9 protein-coding genes are annotated in these 18,251 nt (G+C 57.7%); all 9 read right to left on the bottom strand.

Annotation, left to right across the window (positions count from 1 at the left end):
* Positions 1 to 40: 40 nt before the first annotated feature.
* Positions 41 to 1,063 carry a quinone-dependent dihydroorotate dehydrogenase gene (pyrD, locus tag J8Z22_RS11075; RefSeq protein ID WP_252010394.1) on the bottom strand — a complete coding sequence of 341 codons (1,023 nt, stop codon included), beginning with the start codon at positions 1,061 to 1,063 and terminating at the stop codon, positions 41 to 43.
* A gap of 59 nt (positions 1,064 to 1,122) precedes the next feature.
* The gene (locus J8Z22_RS11070) at positions 1,123 to 5,949 is read right to left on the bottom strand and encodes an NAD-glutamate dehydrogenase (RefSeq protein WP_252010393.1); all 4,827 of its coding nucleotides are present in this window, start codon (positions 5,947 to 5,949) and stop codon (positions 1,123 to 1,125) included.
* A gap of 255 nt (positions 5,950 to 6,204) precedes the next feature.
* On the bottom strand, positions 6,205 to 8,568 hold the full coding sequence (locus tag J8Z22_RS11065; protein ID WP_028112769.1) for an RND family transporter: 2,364 nt from the start codon (positions 8,566 to 8,568) through the stop codon (positions 6,205 to 6,207).
* Between the two features lie 9 nt (positions 8,569 to 8,577).
* Complete coding sequence (locus J8Z22_RS11060; protein WP_252010392.1) at positions 8,578 to 9,588, bottom strand: YCF48-related protein; 1,011 nt, start codon at positions 9,586 to 9,588, stop codon at positions 8,578 to 8,580.
* A gap of 67 nt (positions 9,589 to 9,655) precedes the next feature.
* Positions 9,656 to 11,020, bottom strand: coding sequence for a DUF1329 domain-containing protein (locus J8Z22_RS11055; protein ID WP_252010391.1), 1,365 nt, complete (start codon positions 11,018 to 11,020; stop codon positions 9,656 to 9,658).
* Positions 11,021 to 11,035: 15 nt separating this feature from the next.
* Positions 11,036 to 13,111, bottom strand: a complete 2,076-nt coding sequence (locus J8Z22_RS11050; RefSeq protein WP_252010390.1) for a DUF1302 domain-containing protein — start codon at positions 13,109 to 13,111, stop codon at positions 11,036 to 11,038.
* Positions 13,112 to 13,420: 309 nt separating this feature from the next.
* A complete protein-coding gene (locus J8Z22_RS11045) occupies positions 13,421 to 13,642 on the bottom strand; it encodes a DUF2835 family protein (protein ID WP_028112765.1) in 222 nt (73 codons plus the stop codon).
* 36 nt (positions 13,643 to 13,678) lie between these two features.
* A complete protein-coding gene (pepN, locus tag J8Z22_RS11040; RefSeq protein WP_252010389.1) occupies positions 13,679 to 16,276 on the bottom strand; it encodes an aminopeptidase N in 2,598 nt (865 codons plus the stop codon).
* A 247-nt stretch (positions 16,277 to 16,523) separates the two neighbouring features.
* Complete coding sequence (locus tag J8Z22_RS11035) at positions 16,524 to 17,891, bottom strand: sodium-dependent transporter (protein WP_252010388.1); 1,368 nt, start codon at positions 17,889 to 17,891, stop codon at positions 16,524 to 16,526.
* Between the last annotated feature and the right edge of the window lie 360 nt (positions 17,892 to 18,251).

The raw sequence follows: 18,251 nt of genomic DNA, 5'->3' as shown, positions 1-18,251 counted from the left end.
CCGCAATATTGCGGCCTGACCATTATTTGATCAATTAGGGTTATCTTTTAAGAAATGCCTCAGTGATCGATTTAATTAAGCACGGCCCATTATAAATAAAGCCGGTATACAGCTGTACAATTTTTGCGCCCGCATCGATCTTATCCATCCCGTCCTGGGCACTGTCGATCCCCCCTACTCCGATAATCGGCAATCGGCCGTCGAGGTACTCGGCAGCCTTGCGAATCACCTCGGTAGAGCGCTGGGTCAGGGGCGCGCCGCTGAGGCCACCCGCTTCGCTGTGCTCGGGAAGGTGCTTAACCGGGTCGCGGTCGAGGGTGGTGTTGGTGGCAATCACGCCATCGAATTTATATTTTAGCAGGGCATCACACACCTGCTTTAATTCCTCATCGCTCAGATCCGGGGCGATCTTCAATGCGATGGGGACATACTTATCGTACTGTTTGGCTAACTCGGTCTGGCGATCTTTTAAGCTACCGAGAAGATCATCCAGCATTTCGCCAAATTGCAGAGTCCGCAGGCCAGGAGTATTAGGTGATGAGATATTAACCGCAATGTAGCCGGCAACGTCGTACACTTTATCCATGCAATACAGGTAATCGTTCTTGCCCTCTTCCAAAGGCGTGGTTTTATTTTTACCGATATTGACACCAATAATGGCCTTGCCGGAATTACTGGCTTTAATGTTCTTAACCAGGTTATCGACGCCCTTATTGTTAAACCCCATGCGGTTGATGATGGCCCGCGCCGGCTTTAACCGGAATGCTCGAGGCTTATCGTTACCCGGTTGTGGCCGCGGCGTAACGGTACCGACCTCGATGTGACCGAACCCCATGGCCGCAAAGCCATCGATGCTTTCACCGTCTTTGTCCATGCCGGCCGCCAGGCCAACCGGGTTAGGAAAGGTGATGCCCATACACTCTACCGGTGCTGAAGGGACGTTCTGGCTGTAGAACACAGACAGCGGGGTATTAGCGGTATGACGCAGGGAGGTGATTGCAAAGTTATGAGCAAACTCAGGACTGGTCTGAAATAGAAACTTCTGCGCAATCTTATAAAACAATTTTTTTTCTCCTTCCTAAAAAAAGCCCCGGTAAAAACCGAGGCTTGATTCGCTAATGATTAACCATTGGTATCACAACGCATGATCAACAGATTGAGCTCCCGTAGGGCAACAGAGAATTTTGCAAATTCATGTGTTTTGGAGCTGTGGAACTCTGCCATCATGTGTAGCCATCTATCCAAGGTTTGTTCGTTTGCCTCAACCCAGAGGTTGATGATGTTGTCGGCCTGGCATTCGCCTTCGCAGTTACGCAGTACCACCGAGGTCAACAGTCGCTGCTGCCAGTCCAGGTCTTCCCGGAAGGCGGCCCGCGCCAGTGCCTGCCAATGGTTGCTGACCGGCTGCTCGCTGATCTGGTTCAGGAACCAGTGCAGTTCGATGCCGGCGCCGAGCTTGAAGTAGGTCTCGGCCACCAGGGCAACCGGCTTCTGCTCCGACTTGGCCACTTCGGCTATGTCCAGCGCCGAGAACAGCGTGCTCAGATGCGACATGCGTCGTGCCAACTCAACCGACACGCCCTGTTCAACCAGTGCGTCTTCGTCCTTGGCCAGTTGCGCCACTTCATCTTCAACCAGGAAGCGATCGAATCCGGCATCCAACTCTTCCACCACACCTCGGTAGAAACTCGATACCGCTTCGATGCTCAGGCTGCGATTACGGTGACGCAGGAACCAGCGGGTCACTCGGCGAATAGTGCGGCGCACCTGCGACAGCAGTTCGCTCTGACGGTGTGCATCCACGTCGTCCTGAGCGTTGATCTGCTGCTTAAGATCTTCGAGATCAAATACCTGACAGGCGATAGAGTAACATATCGCGACCTCTTCCACTGCGGCACCAGTCTCATCCTGCATACGCTGGATGAAATTAAGCCCCATGTCGTTGATGATGTCGTTGGCCAGGTCGGTGGCGATGATCTCACCGCGCAGCGGGTGCTTGCCCATCTGCTCGGCGAAGCGTTGCTGCAGCTCCTGTGGGAAGTAGTTCACCAAACGGCGGGCCAGGAACTCGTTGTCGGTGATCTCCGGCGACACCAGCTGCTCCTTGAGCACCATCTTGGCGTACGCCACCAACACCGACAACTCCGGACGGGTCATGCCAACACCGGCAACCAGGCGCTCATTCAGTTCATCTTCGTTGGGCAGGAACTCCAGCGATCGGTCCAGCTTGCCCAACTTCTCCAGATGCTGCATAAAGCGAATCTGCTCTTTGAGCTGATCGGCGTTGTCCACCTGAGTGACCGAGATGCTCTGGGCCTGGTCGCGGCAATCCCGCAGCACGATTTCGGCCACCTCATCGGTCATCTTTTCCAGCAACAGGTTGCGCTGCTTCACGGTCAGGTCGCCTTCTGCCACCAACTGATTCAGCAGGATCTTGATGTTGACCTCGTTATCGGAACAATCCACCCCACCGACGTTGTCAATAAAGTCGGTGTTGATGCGACCGCCGCTGATGGCGTATTCGATACGGCCCAGCTGGGTCAGTCCCAGGTTACCGCCCTCGCCCACCACCTTGGCCTTAAGGTCGCCGCCATTGATGCGCAGTACGTCGTTGGCGCGGTCGCCCACATCGGCGTCGGTTTCACTCTTGGCCTTCACATAGGTGCCGATGCCGCCATTCCACATCAGATCCACCTCCATCTTCAGCAGATGACGGATCAGTTCGTTGGGCGGCAGTTGGTTCTTGGTGGTGCCAATCATCGATTTGATCTGCGGCGTCAATTTGATGGACTTGGCGCTGCGGCTAAAGATGCCACCACCGGCAGAGATCAGGGTGATGTCGTAATCTTCCCAGCTGGAGCGAGGCAGGTTGAACAGGCGCTCCCGCTCGACGTAGCTGGCCTCGGCGTTGGGCGCCGGGTCAATGAAGATGTGCTGATGGTTAAAGGCCGCCTGCAGGCGAATGTGGCGGGACAACAGCATGCCGTTACCAAACACGTCGCCGGCCATGTCGCCGATACCCAGACAGGTAAAGTCGGTGGTCTGGCAGTTCACCCCCAGTTCACGGAAGTGGCGCTTCACCGACTCCCAGGCGCCGCGGGCGGTGATGCCCATCTTCTTATGGTCGTAACCAAACTGACCACCGGAGGCGAAGGCATCGCCGAGCCAGAAATCGTAGCTTTCAGAGATGGCGTTGGCGATGTCCGAGAAGGTGGCAGTGCCCTTGTCCGCCGCGACCACCAGGTAGGGGTCGTCTTCATCGTGGCGGACCACCTGTTGCGGTGGGGTCAATTCGCCGGCAACGATGTTGTCGGTGATGTCCAGCAGCGCGCTGATGAAAATCTGGTAGCAGGCCTTACCTTCCGCCAGCATGGCTTCGCGCTCCGACGGCAGGTTCTTACAGACGAAGCCGCCCTTGGCACCGGACGGCACGATGACGGTGTTCTTAACCTGCTGCGCCTTCACCAGCCCCAGAACTTCGGTCCGGAAATCTTCACGGCGATCGGACCAGCGCAAGCCACCGCGAGCCACTTTGGCGCCCCGCAGGTGCACCCCTTCCACGCGAGGCGAGTAGACGAAGATCTCAAACTTCGGCAGCGGCAGCGGCATCTCCGGAATCATCATCGGCGAGAATTTGTAGGAGATGTAGCTCTTCTCTGCGCCGTTGTCGCCGCGCTGATAGAAATTGGTTCTCAGGGTCGCCTGCATCAGTTCGATGAAGCGACGAATGATGCGGTCGTCGTCGAGGTTACTGACGTCGTCCAGATAGGTGTTGGCCAGTTCCACCTGCTTGTCCAGATCCCGTTTGGTTTTGGCGCCCGGGTTGAACTTACGATCGAACATCTTCACCAGCAAGGTGGCGATGTGCGGGTAGTGGCTCAGCGTCTCTTCAATGTAGCTTTGCGAGAAAGTACCGTCGATTTGACGCATGTACTTGGCGTAGGAACGCAGCACACTGGCTTCACGGCCGGTCAGCCCGGCGGACAGGATCAGGCGGTTAAAACCATCGTCTTCCAGCGCCCCGGACCACACCTTGGCAAAGGCATCCTGGAATCGCTGCTGTGAGGCGTTGATGTCGGCGTCGATGTTGCCGGACAGGGTCATGTTGAAGTCCAGCACCCAGTACACCTGACCATCGCTGGTGTTGATGCAGTACGGACGCTCGCCGATCACCCGCAGGCCGAAGTTCTCCAGCATCGGCAGCACGTCCGACAGGTGGATGGGCTCATCCTTATGGAACAGCTTCAGCCGAACGTGGTTGCTGTCCAATACCGCTTCCTGCGGCTGGTAGAACAGCATGCCCAGGTTGTGATCGTCGCCGAGCTTGGCCAGCTTGGCCACGTCCACCACCGCCGCCGACGGCAACACGTCCTCTTTGTAACTGCGAGGGAAGCCAGGAATGTAGTTATTGGCAATCGCCTTACCCTTGGCCTGGCCAAAGGTTTTGCGCAGGGCGCTGTCGACTTTATCTTCCCAGGAGCGGGTCAGCTCAACCAAGTTGGTTTCCAACTCAGTGACATCAATATCCATATCGTTATCTTCGACTTTTACCAGGTAATGGGTTCGGGCCAGGGTCGACTCGGAGAAGAAAGTGGTGAACTCTACGTCTTCCTGAGTCCGGAAATGCTCCGCCAGCAACTGCTGAGTGTTGACCCGCAGTTGGGTGTTGTAACGGTCTTTAGATACGTACACCATGGCCGAGATAAAGCGGCCAAACAGATCCTTGCGCAGGAACAACCGCACCTTGTCGCGGTCCTGCATCTGCAGCACGCCAAGGCCAAACTCCAGCAGTTCCTGCTCGGTGGCCTGAATCAGTTCGTCCCGAGGGTAGGTCTCCAGCACGTTCATCAGCGCTTTGTAATCGTGGGACTTCGGCGCCAGCTTGGAGCGTTGCATCACTCGGTCCAGCTTGCCGGACAGCAGCGGAATGCCGCGAGGGCTGCGGTTGTAAACGGTGGACGCGTACAGACCGATGAAGCGGTCTTCACCGATCACCTTGCCGTTGTCGTCAAATCGCTTCACACCGATGTAATCGATGTAGGCCGGCCGGTGTACCCGACTCTTGGAGTTGGTTTTGGTCAATACCAGCGGATGCTCGCTCAGGGCTTCGCGCCGGGCGGCTTCAGGCAGGGTCGACAGCAGCAGGTTTTCACGACCGTTCTCCTTGGACCGCATCATCCCCAAGCCGGTTTCCATCAGCGGCACCAACTCGATGTCGCCGGACACCGCTTTGAGGTCGTAGCGGCGGAAGCCCAACAAGGTGAAGTGATGGTCAAGCAGGAACTGCATAAACTGCGAGCTTTCCTTGTGCTTACCGTCGCTGTCGGAGGCGATCATCTCTTTGACGGTCTCGCCCATCTGGGCCCGCATCGCCTCCCAGTCGTTGACCGAGGACTCGACATCGGCCACCACCGAGTTGAGTTCATTCTCCAGCCCGGAGATCTCTTCCTGGGTGGTGAGGTTGTCCACCTCAATCAAGAACACCGCGGTACGTTCATCCTTGGGTTTGGCATCCGCCAGCGAACGCAGCGCAGTAATCCGTCCCTGCTTGTCGCGGCTGATGGCCAACGGCACATGGATCAACAGGTGCGACGTTACCCCGATGCGGTTCAGGGCCATGGACACCGAGTCCACTAAAAACGGCATGTCCGGCTGAATCATCTCCACTACGGTGTGGTTGGACTGCCAGCCGTGGGTGCTTTGAGCCGGATTGAACACTCGGTTAAAGGCCGCGCCTGCGGTCACGGTATTGAGGCTGTTCCAAAGGCTGAGGATGGCGCCGTAAAGGTCGCTGTCGCTACGGGCGTAGAGATCGTCGCGGGACAAGGTCCCGTAGAGAGAGTGCGCGAAACTTTCCAGAAGCGCGGCTTCTTTTTTCGGCATGTTGTTGTGGATGAGGGCCACAACGTTGTCTAGAAGTACGGAAGGGATGGAATCGTTATTAGCCATGTTGCTTATTCCCTCTGCTGCAATGGCACCAGTATTTTATTATGGTTTTTTCCAGCCGCAGCGGCCCCTTCGGCCCCGCGACTTGAAGCGAAGTGTATCACCATTTTTTGGGAACTGTGAGCACAATCCACTTTCGAAAATAGCGGTTATAGGCGGTTAAACAGGAAGATCTGAAAAAAGCGTCAATAATGCACGCTTTCTATGCAACAAAGGCCGCAAATGCGGCCTTTTTATTCATGGTGCCTATTTAGGCAATCAGGCTTTTCGATTAAACCACAACAACTTAACCATTGCTGGCAGGAGAATAATCGCGGCTAACATGTTCACTAGGAACATAAACGTCAACATTATGCCCATGTCCATCTGGAACTTCAGCGCCGAGAATACCCAGGTGCTGACCCCCACCGCCAGGGTGATGCCGGTGAACACCACCGCGTTACCCCGATCGCACAGCGCTTTGAGGTAAGCCTGCTGCACCGGCATGCCCTCACGCAACAGAATCGACATGCTCGACAGGATGTAGATGCCATAGTCGACCCCGATGCCCACCCCCAGGGCGATCACCGGCAGGGTCGAGACCGTCAGGCCAATCTCCAGCATGCTCATCAATGCCTGTGCCAGGGTCGACACCAGGTACAGTGGCACAATCACCGCAATGGTGGCACGGATGGAGCGGAAGCTAACCAGACACAACAGGAATACCGCCCCGTAGACGTACAGCATCATCGGCGTCTGCGCCGCTTCTACCGCTTCGTTGGTGGCCGCCATCACCCCCACCGGACCGGAGGCCAGGCGGAACTTCAGCTCGTCGGTGTCATACTCTGACGTCAGCTTCTTGACTTCTGCCACCACGGTGTCGATGGTCACCGCCTTGTGATCTTTCAGGAACAGGTACACCGGCATCACGCTGCAGTCGTTGTTAAGCAGGCCGGTAGAGGTGGGGATCTGCGCCACCGACTGCACCAGAGTCGCGGTGGTTCTAGGCAGCACCCGCCAGCGCGGGTTGCCCTCGTTAAAGCCGCCGTTGACCACTCGCGCCACCGAGCCCAGACTGGCCGCAGACTCCACCCCCGGCACATTTTCCATCTGCCACTGGAACCTGTCGATGCGTTCCAGCACATGGTGATAGGTACAGGCTTCCGGGAAGCCCTCTACGATCACCGTCAGTACGTCGGTGGTAATGGAGAACTTGTCGGTAATGAAGGCCGTGTCCAGGTTATAGCGACTGTCGGCCTTCAAGGCCGGCGCCCCGGCATGCAGATCGCCAATCTTCATCTGCTGCGATTTAAGGTAGCCGGCGCCATAGAGCACCACCGCCGCCGACACGATGATCACCGCCCAGCGTTTGGAGGCAAACACCGAAATTGCCTTCCAGACCGGCGATACCGAAGCATGGGCAACCCGCATCTTGGCCAGGTAACGTTCACTGAAGGTAACAAACGACAGCAGCACCGGCAGCAGCACCAGGTTGGTAAGGATGATCACCGCCACACCCAGTGACGCGGTGATGGCCAATTCGCGAATGATGCCGATGTCGATGGACAGCAGGGTCAGAAAGCCGATGGTGTCCGACAGCAGTGCCACGCCACCGGGGATCAACAGGCTGCGAAACGCCAGCTGCGCCGCCGCCTTGGCATTATGGCCTTCGGCTACCTTATGGCCGACGGCATTGATCATCTGCACCCCGTGACTGACGCCGATGGCGAATACCAGAAACGGCACCAGAATCGACATGGGATCCAGGCCAAAGCCCAGCACCGTCAGGCCCCCCAGCTGCCACACCACCGCGATCAGCGAACACAGCAGCGGCAACAGGGTCAGCTTGATGCTGCGGCAGAAGTACCACACCATCAGCGCGGTGATGAACAGGGCAATAACAAAAAACGCCACCACACCGGCCGCACCTTCGGCCACATCCCCGGCCATCTTGGCGAAACCGATGATGTGAATCTTTATCTGGTCATCCTGATACTTGACCCGCAGCTCCTGCTCCAGAGTCTCGGCCAGTGCCAGCACGTCCATGGGCTTGGTCATGTCCGTCAGCCCTAGGGCCTGGGCTTCGGCTCGCTCCTGCTCATTGAGGGCGATGCGGTCCAACAGTTGCGCGCTGACCATAGCAGCACTGAAATCATCGGCCACCAGCCGTCCTACGGCGCCGGCCTTTTCGATGTTGCCCTTGACCACCGCCAGCCCTTCCTCGGTCGGCCTGAAGTCGGCGGGGATCACCGGCCCCCCCTGAAAACCGTCTTCCACCACCTCGGTAAACCGGGTTGAAGGGGAATACAAGGATTTCACCAGGCTACGATTAACCCCGGGCACGAAGAACAGCTGATCGTGAATCTCCCGCAGCACATCAAAAAACTTGGGGTTGAAGATGTTGCCACTGCTGTCCTCGACCGCCACCATGATGCTGTTGGCGCCGCCAAACTGCTCCTGGTGCTTGAGGTAGGTAGCCATGTAGGGATGATTGAGCGGTATGTTCTTGGTAAAGGCCGCATCCATCTTTAGCTGACTGGCACTGAAGGCCAACGCCACCGTGGCAAGGGCAAACACCGCCATCACCAATTTCCGGTGCCGGAACAACAGCTGTTCAATCCAATTCACCATCCTTGTGGTCATAACTGCTCCTTACTGCTTTAAGGTGATGTCTTGAACACCGTGGGAACCGACAACCCAGTACTGTCCGGGCTGGCCTTCCACCACATCCACCAGATCCTGACCTTTGGCCACCTGGTGGACGACAAAATCGTCGCTGTCTTTTTCACGGCGGGCCAGAATGCCGCCGTTGGCAACCAGAATAACGCTGCCGTCGCTCATGACCCGGCCGCCGTTGAAGGTGGACAGGGTGTCGACCTCCAGCGGGTACCAGCTTTGACCCTGATCGGTACTTTGGAACACGTTGCCGCGCAGACCGAAGGCCACCCAGTCGCCTCCCTGAGTCTCCACCATGTCCAACAGAGAACCAAAGTAGATCTCCGGCAGACGGGTCCAGGTCCTGCCCTGATCGCTGGAGCGGGCCATCAGCCCCATCTCACCGACGATAAACAGTGAGCCGTCTTTGAGTTGGGTGATGCCGTTGATGTGAGGCAGCATCGCCGCCCGCTCGGCCAGGTAGTCCTCCTCACTCTCGGCGCGAATCTCCTCCAGATAGAGTCGATCGTCTTCGATGAGCAGTGAGTCGAGAAACTCGAACTGCCAGTGTTTACCGCCATCGGCGGTGCGAAACAGCTGGCCGTAGGCGCCCACGGCGATGCCGTTGTCGACATCGAAGAAATGGGCATCGAGCAGGGGAATCTCAACCTCAGGCAACCACTGCTGCAACTGCCAGCTGGCACCGCCGTCGTCGGTGCGCAGTATGGTGGCGTCATGGCCCAGAGCCCAGCCCTGGTTGTCGTTCACCATCACTACCCGGGTCAGCATGGTACTGACCGGCACCTTGGCCTGTTGCCACTCTCCCTTAACGCTTGACGAATACAGAACGTGACCCCGGTTGCCCACCGCAATCATCCCAGCCGAAGTCTGAGCCAGGCTCATCATCGGACTGACGCTTGCTTTGGTGGCATGAATTGCCGGATTGGGCAATGGAGTGGGGACATCCGCCAGGACGGGCGTTCCGATCAGCACAAGCGGAAATAACATTGTATACCGCATAGTTATATTCCATAGCGGGGGCACCGGGGTGCCCCCTATTCTTATTGTGATGTGATTAGCGACGTCCGCTGCGACGCAGTGAGTTGGTAGTAAACTCCTTCTTGACGCTGAACTCCTCATCGAAGCTGGCGACACCGTCTTCGTTATCCAGCCCCATGGCCAGGTAACGACGAGAACTCAGATCGTAGAACACTTCCAGGGTGGTCCAGACCGTCGGCAGGTCGTAGTAGTTGACCGCGTGCGCCATGCCGACGCGATACAGCTCATCACGCTTGTCGTACAGGTCGACCATGCTCACCTGCCAGCTGTCCTCATCCAGATAGAAGGTACGGGTCTTGTACAAGTGGCTGATGCCATCTTTCAGTGTGGCTTCCACCTCCCATACCCGGTGTTTTTCCCAGCGCACCAGATCCATGTTGATGTGGCCCGGCTTGAGGATCTCTTTGTACTTGATGTCGGCACCGTGCAACTTGTAGTTGTTGTAAGGAATCAACAACTCCTTCTTACCCTTGAGGGTCCAGTTGTAGCGGGACGGCGAGCCATTGTACATGTCGAAATCGTCGGTGGTACGCATGCCATCGGAGGCGGTGCCCGGAGTATCGAAGGCCACATTAGGGGCCCGGCGAACCCGGCGTTGTCCGGTGTTGTAAGTCCAGGCCTTACGCGGTTCTTTCTCCTGGTCCATGGTCTCATGCACCAGCAGCGCGGTTCCCGCCAGGCGAGCCGGAGAGGTCACCACCTGCTTGAAGTAGAACAGCAGGTTGTCTTTTTCCAGCGCGGCGGCGTTGGCGTCCGGACGCGAGTAGAGGAACTTAATCTTCTCGTCGGTCTTCACCAGGGTGTAGCTGCCGCCGGCAGTTGGTGCCGCCTGCCCCCGAAGAATGTGGGCGTCGGTACCGCGATAACGCAGGATGTGGTTCCAGATCGCTTCCAAACCGTTAGCCGGCATTGGGAATGGCACTCCGATGGCGGCGTTCTTCAGGCCGTTGCCCCCGGCCACCAGTTCAGCGGTGGTGGCGTTGGCCACCGACGCGTCGTAGATGAACTGAGGGTAAGAGGCGCTACGATGGGTCGGAAACACATCCATCTTGAACGTGTCCGGGTACATCTCGAACATCTTGATGACACCGGGTGTCAGCAGCGCCTTATACTGATCCACGTTGGCGGCGGTAATGGAGTACAACATCGCATCGCCGGCGTAAGGATCGGTGTGGAATTGGCCAGGCTGATAGCCTGCAGGCGCCTGAGTGATGCCGCCATCCCAGGCCGGAATGGAACCATCGGCGTTACCCGCTTTCTCTGCACCCACCGGCGTCAGCGTGGAACCCAAAGCCTTGGCCTGCTCCGGCGTCACCTTGGCGGCGACCCCAAAGCTGCACGATACGGCGAGTGCTGCGGCAATAATACTGAAATTTTTCATTTCCCCTCTCCCCCGTTAGATAGAGAACTTAAGGTTAAAGGAGACAAAGTCTTTGTCTTCCATGGAGTTAGTAGAACCCTTTCCGTCCCAGAAAGCGTTGTAGCTGAGATCCGCGGACCAGCGGCTCTGGTAGTCGAAGCTCAGGGTGGCCGAGGCCGACTTGCGCTCTTCGACAAACAGGAACAGTGGATCCGGCGTGGTACCACTGACGTCGTGAGAGAACACCACTCGTGGCGACATGTTCCAGCCAAAGGCGACGTTGGAATAATCCCACTTAGCCACCAGACGGTAGCCCCAGGCGGAATCGGTTGGGAAATCGTCTTCTTCCGGGCCGTTGTGGAGAATGTCCAGCACCGCCAGGTTATCTTCCCGTCCGGCAGAGCCGGCACGCTCGGTGCCCGGACCATTCATCCGCAATACCGCTTCGTCAGGCATGTCGTGCAACCACACGCCGCCCACTTCAGCCAGCATCAGGAAATTGTCCGCGCCCATGGTGGGGCCGAAGATGTGGGTCAGGGTCATCTGCACCTGGGTGCTGTCGGTCAAGACGTAGCCCGGAGCGCTCTCACCGGGTCCGGCTTTAGAGCCGTCGGGCAGCGTGTACTGCGACAGGTCCTTAAAGATGGCGTAGGTGACCGGATCGGCGTTGTACAGCTGCTCGGGCATGGCGGCAAACAGCAGTTCTACGTCATCAATCTGCAGCGGTTCATCCTGACGGTAAGCCACTTCACCGGCCACCGAGGTATCACCAATGGTGGTGTTAAAGGACACGCCGTACAGTTTGATGTCTTCCGGGTACTCCAGCTCGGCCTTGGAGAAAGTCTGCAGATCCAGCAGATCCTGACGGCTGACGTCGCCATTCAGTGCAGCCAGAGTCGCCAGATCCGCGGCCACGGCGTCGGCACCGAAATTGGCGGTCTGACCGCTGATCAGCGGACGACGGCTGTGGTAGTTCATGAAGTAGAAGCCAAATTCGGTGTCGTTCCACTGCGGCGCAAAATAGCCCAGTTTCAAACCGAACTGGCCCTGATCATCGGGCTCGTTTTCATGGCCGATGAGCGTGGCTTTGGTGGGGTAAGCCAGCGCAAACGGCGCCAACTGCGCCAGGCCAGCCGCCCCGCCCGCTTCCGCAGCCTGTCCGGCGACCATGCTCAGCTGGCTGTATTGCTGCAGCAGCCAGTCCAGGGTGTTGTCCGGGTTGGAGGTGAAACCCAGCTGGGCGTTATTGACATAGCCGCCGGCGCCGGCGAAGTCATTGCTGGAGAAGTAGGTGCCGGTCACCGGCAGACGAGTCTGCTCCCAGCGATACTGGTAGAAGGCTTCGAAGTTGAGGTTCTCGGTGATCCCCAGCGACGCCCACACCATCCCAACCGGAATAAAGGCTTCCTTCAGCTCCGAACCCGGCGCCTGCAAACGCGCCAGATCCACCGGGTTGATGTTGTTGATGCCGTGGGCAATCAGGGTGCTTTCACCCCAGCTGACCACCTGCTCACCGATGCGAACCGACAGCGGCATGTCACCGATGTCCCAGTCGGCAAAGAAGTAGGCATCGAGCAACCGAATGTCGGAACAGGCGTATTCGGACGCCTTATCATCGGCACAGACGTCGTATTCGGCGCCGGATACCGGGTTGCGGTAATCAAAGTCGGAGTCTTCCATGCGCTTGTCATAGAAGTACATGCCCCGGACGAAGATCCCCATGTTGTCGTACACCAACTCGAGTTCGTGCAGACCTTTGAAGATTTCAGAGAAGGTATCGCCCTGATCGTACAGAACGTTTGCCAGGTCGCCGTTGGCCGAGTAGGAACCCGGCATGGCAAACAACTGGTCACCGCCGTAGATCTCGTTAAAGCGACCGTTGGCAAAATCGAATCCGTAACCGGTCCAGTCCAGGCCAGGCTGGCTGGACTTGGCAATGTTGCTGTAGTTGCGGTCTTCTACCCGCCACGCAGCACCCACTGTCCAGGTTGAATCGAAACTCCCCTCTATCTCTCCCCAATTGAAAGTGACGGCTGCAGCCGGGCCTGACAATATCAATCCGATACTGGCAGCCAACGCTGAGCGGCGAAAAACCAATGCGCCTTGTCTCATTATCGCGGTTCTCCCTTCCCTGAATTTGTTGTTTTGGCATGCATCGCCAAGTAACGACACATTAACCCCATTGTTACAACAACGCCCACAGGGCCGCAACCTTTTTAAGGGAGAGAAACAGGTTAATTTTTAGGGAGTTAACTCAACTTTACTGCCACAGCGGGAGTCTCAATTTGATTCTGAGGCACGCGGCCCCGGTCTGCGGTGCGTAAGCTCTTGAATTTATGGTTTTTTGCGACATCAATCAAAATGCGCCAAAAATGCAACACGCGTTTGAAGTAATAACTCTAGGCTGGCGGCAGCAGAAAGTTAGCCGATTTTTATCAACTCGTTAAATTGACCACTTGCGTCCAGAGTCAATCTGAAACGGCCATGAATGCCGGTGGCGGAAACGAAGGGGCGTAAGAAACGGGGGTGCAGGTGAATCACTTTGCCCTGCAGGCTACGCACCACCACCACCTGGGCCTGGCCCTGATAGTAGCGCTGCATCTGGCTGGCAGTGACAGAGAGATCGAAGATGTATTGGCTCATAAAACACCGGCGGCGGCCGAGGCCGCCGCCACTTCCTTAACTCAGACTCTTGGACACCTTCTCATACAGGTCCCGGGACAGATCGCTCATGGCCATCAACTCGGTCAGGCCGGCCTTCATCGCCTGCTGGCGAACATCATCGTGACGCTTAAAGCCAATCAGCGGCGTGATGATACGGGCGGCACACTGAGGGTTGATGCCGTTGAGGGTTTTCAACTGGCGCACCAAAAAGGCATAGCCTTTACCGCTGGCATCATGAAACGCCTTCGGGTTGGCCTCGGCAAAGGCAGCAATCAGCGCCCGCACCCGGTTAGGGTTGGCCATATCAAAGCGAGGATGACTCATGGCGGCCTCGATGGCCTTGAGTGCATCGTCCACCCCTTGCGGCGCCAGCGCGGTCTGGGTAAACCACTTGTCCATCACCAGCACGTCGTCGTGCCAGCGCGCCTCAAAACGGCTCATCATCGCTTCTCGGCTTGGCAGCAGCGCGCGGTTGGCGGCGGTCAACGCCCCCAGGCTGTCGGTCATGTTGTCGGCCTCGGCAAACTGGCGACTGACCCGCTCGTCGTCGCCATCCAGGGCCAACAGCTCCAGCAGGGTGTTTTTCAGGCTGCGCAGGGCGGCATTCGCCTGCCCCTGTTGCTGCTGACGTTGGCAGGAGTCGTAGCGATGGGTGATCACCGTCTTCAGGGCGTTGACCAACTGACGCTGAACCTGAACCCGAGCCTGGTACAGCTTCACCACATCACTACCCGGGCGACCGTCCAGCAAGGTCGCCACCGACGGCAGATTCAACAGTTCTGCCACCAGCGCCGCATCGACCTGGTCGTTGGCCAACACCAATTCAAAGGCACGGATCAGCGACGGCGACAACGGCGCATCAAGGTTATCAAAGGCGCTGTAGATGGCACCGCTGAGTAAGCTCTGCGCGGCATCCCAACGGGCAACGGCATTGTTGGCGTGGGCCATCAACAGACACAACGCCTGTTCATCCTGGGCAAACTCCAGTTTCACCGGCGCCGAGAACTCCTGCAGCAACGACGCAACCGGCAGCTCCTCGACCCCTTCGAGCACCAGGGTGCCCTGCTCGTCCATCAGGCTGTAGAGGCCGTCAAACGGCTGGCCGTTGACGCGGGCGGCGATGGTATTGCCCAGACTGTCCAACAGCTCCAGCTTCACCGGAATGTGCAGCGGCAGCTTATCTTGCTGATCCGCCGTCGCTGGTGTGTGCTGACGAAACATTAAGGTGTACTGGGCCTTGGCCGGGTCATAGTGGTCGGTCACGCTCAGGTGCGGAGTGCCAGACTGGCTGTACCAACGGCGGAACAGGGTCAGATCCACACCACTGGCGTCTTCCATCGCCTGAACAAAATCGTCACAGGTCACCGCCTGACCGTCGTGACGCTCGACGTAGCACTGCATCCCTTTCTGGAACCCGGCCTCGCCCAGCAGGGTGTGCATCATGCGGATGATCTCCGCCCCCTTGTCGTAGACGGTGACGGTGTAGAAGTTATTCATCTCGATCACCTTCTCCGGGCGGATCGGATGCGCCATCGGCCCGGCGTCTTCGGCAAACTGCACCCCACGGATGGTCTTCACCGCGGCGATGCGGTTAACCGCCCGAGAACCCAGATCCGAAGAAAACTCCTGGTCCCGGAATACCGTCAGCCCCTCTTTGAGGCTCAACTGAAACCAGTCGCGGCAGGTGATGCGGTTTCCGGTCCAGTTGTGAAAGTACTCATGGCCGATGATGGACTCAATGCGGTCGAACTCGGCATCGGTGGCGCTGTCGCCATCGGCCAGCACGCATTTGGAGTTAAACACGTTCAGGCCCTTGTTCTCCATGGCACCCATGTTGAAGAAGTCCACGGCCACCACCATGTAGATGTCCAGGTCATACTCCAGACCGAACCGCTCCTCGTCCCATTTCATCGCCGCCTTGAGGCTGGCGATGGCATGGTGGCCTCGATGCTCCTGGCCTTTGTCGACAAACAACTGCAACGCCACCGTGCGGCCACTGCGAGTCACGAACTGGTCATCGAGGCGGTCGAAGTCACCGGCCACCAAGGCAAACAGGTAGCTGGGTTTCGGGAACGGGTCTTCCCAGGTGGCGAAGTGCCAACCATCGTCCAGGTCACCGCTGTCGACTTTGTTGCCATTGCCCAACAGGTAGGGGTAATCGGCTTTGGGCGCCTCAATGCGGGTGGTGTAGCGGGCCAGCACATCGGGACGATCGAGGAAATAGGTGATGCGGCGAAAGCCCTCTGCTTCGCACTGAGTGCAGAACACCCCCTGAGATTTGTACAGTCCTTCCAGGGCGGTGTTATTGGCGGGATCGATCTCGGTTTCAATCACCAGCTCAAACTCCGCCAGATCCGCGGCGATGCTCAGCTGATCGTCCTGCAACTGATAGCCACTCTGAGGCAAGGGCTGACCATCGATGGACACCGACAACAGTTTCATCGACTCACCGGTCAGCACCAAGGTGGTGGCGGCGTCATTCTGACGACGCACGCGGCTGCTGGCGACAATCCGGGTTTGGTGATCGTCCAGACGAACGTCCAGCTTGAGGGTGTCGATGGTAAAGTCACTGGGGGCGTAATCCAGTCGATGGCGCGCTGTCGGTTGAGACATGCTGCGTTTCTCCTTGCGTGAGTCTGTGCCTTCGCGGCGATAACCGAACCCGCACTCTATGGGACCGGTTCCCTCCCTGTCCTCAGAGCGGGAAACGGCCGGTGCCGGTCTGAATAATGGCGGTCAGTATACCAAGAAATTGGCCGCTGCCAGTGCCACAGCCCTCAACCGCTGGACAATTAAGCAGTTTTACCCGGCCACAAAAAAGCGCCGACGGGCGGCGCTTTGCTGGTTGGCTGGCCGGAACTCAGAGATCCAGCACACCAATGAGGTTGAGGAACACCGCCACAATGGCCACCGGAGCCACGAAGCGCAGCGACAGTTGCCACAGCCGGTACAGGGCTGGCGTTGTGTCCAGCGTGCGGCGACTGATCTCCTCAGACACCGCCCAACTGGCGAATACCGCAATGATCAGCCCGCCCAACGGCAACATGATGTTGGCGGTAATGTAATCCAGCAGATCAAAGAAGCTGATGCGAATGTCCCCCCACAGAGACACCACACTCCACTCGGCGCCGGTCAGGGAGAACACCGTCAACAGGCTCACCAGCCAGATGGCAAAACCGGCACTGAACGCCGCCTGCCAGCGACTGAAGCCGCGGTTTTCTACCAACCAGGCCACGCTGGACTCGATCAGGGCGATGGAAGAGGTAAACGCCGCCACCACCACCATCAGGAAGAAACTGCCACCAAACAACTGACCCAGAGGCATCTGGCCGAAGGCGATCGGCAGGCTCTGGAAGATCAGACCGGGGCCGGCGCCGGCCGGCAAGCCATTGGCAAACACGATGGGGAAGATGGCCAGGCCCGCCATCAGTGCCACCAGGGTGTCCATAATGGCGATGTACACCGAGGTTTTAACCAGTGAGGTGTTGTCCGGCAGGTAGGCGCCGTACATGATCATAATGCCGGAGGCCAGCGACAGGGTGAAGAAGCTGTGGCCCAGGGCGATCAGCACGCCATTCCAGCTGAGTTTGGAGAAATCTGCGGCAAACATAAACTGCACCGCTTCACTGAAGTTGCCGGTGGTGGCGGCGTAACCCACCATGATCGCCAGCAGCACAAACAGCACCGGCATCATGTAGTTCACCGCTTTTTCCAACCCCTTTTGAACCCCCTTGCCCACCACCAGCACGGTGCCAAGCACGATGAAGCCGCTCCAGCCCATCAGCGCCCAGGGGCCGGCATTCAGTTCGGAGAACAGGATGCCGATTTGTTCGGCATTCTGGTTTTCAAAACTGCCGTTGAACCCGTACCAGGTGTAGGCGACCGCCCAACCGGCGATCACCACGTAAAAAGAGAGGATCAAAAACCCGGCCAATACTCCGCCCCAACCGGTCACCTTCCAAGCGGAGGAACGCCCGGAGGCCTTGGCCATCAATACCGCCGATTTAGCCGGAGTCTGACGACCAAACTTGCCGATCATCACCTCGGCCATCATGACCGGAATGCCGATCAGGGCGATGCACACCAGGTACACCAACACGAAGGCGCCGCCACCGTTTTCTCCCATGATATAGGGAAATTTCCAGATGTTACCCAATCCCACTGCGGCGCCGGTGGCCGCCAGTACGTAACTGAATCTGTTGGTCCACTGTCCATGATTTTGTGACATCCTTGCTACTCCCTAAGCCGATGCAATGGCTCTGTATTTGAGGGTTAGGTCCCCCCTAGAGCTCTGTTATTGTTAATATATTGTTGCTCAACCTCTAGATTTAGCACAATCACCAGCGGATGCCCAGTCCCGACGACGCGGGACGGGCCGCTGTCAGCAGCACAATCCACGCTAAAGGGCGCCGCTGACCTGAATTCGAACCAGTCGACCTCCCTGCACCTGAATGACGCGCCAAAGTGGCCAGCAATGGCAGCCATTGATCGCGTTAGTTCAGCCACGGCCAGCCGCGATTTGGCCGATGGCGGGAATTTCAGACACAAAAAAACCGCCCGAAGGCGGTTTTTCTAATCAAAGATCAGG

Origin of the sequence: Ferrimonas sp. SCSIO 43195 (assembly GCF_023716685.1) — a bacterium.
In the GTDB taxonomy this organism is placed as follows: domain Bacteria; phylum Pseudomonadota; class Gammaproteobacteria; order Enterobacterales; family Shewanellaceae; genus Ferrimonas; species Ferrimonas kyonanensis.
Note: the sequence above shows the minus strand (reverse complement) of the source record. Positions and strands in the feature narration are given on the sequence as shown.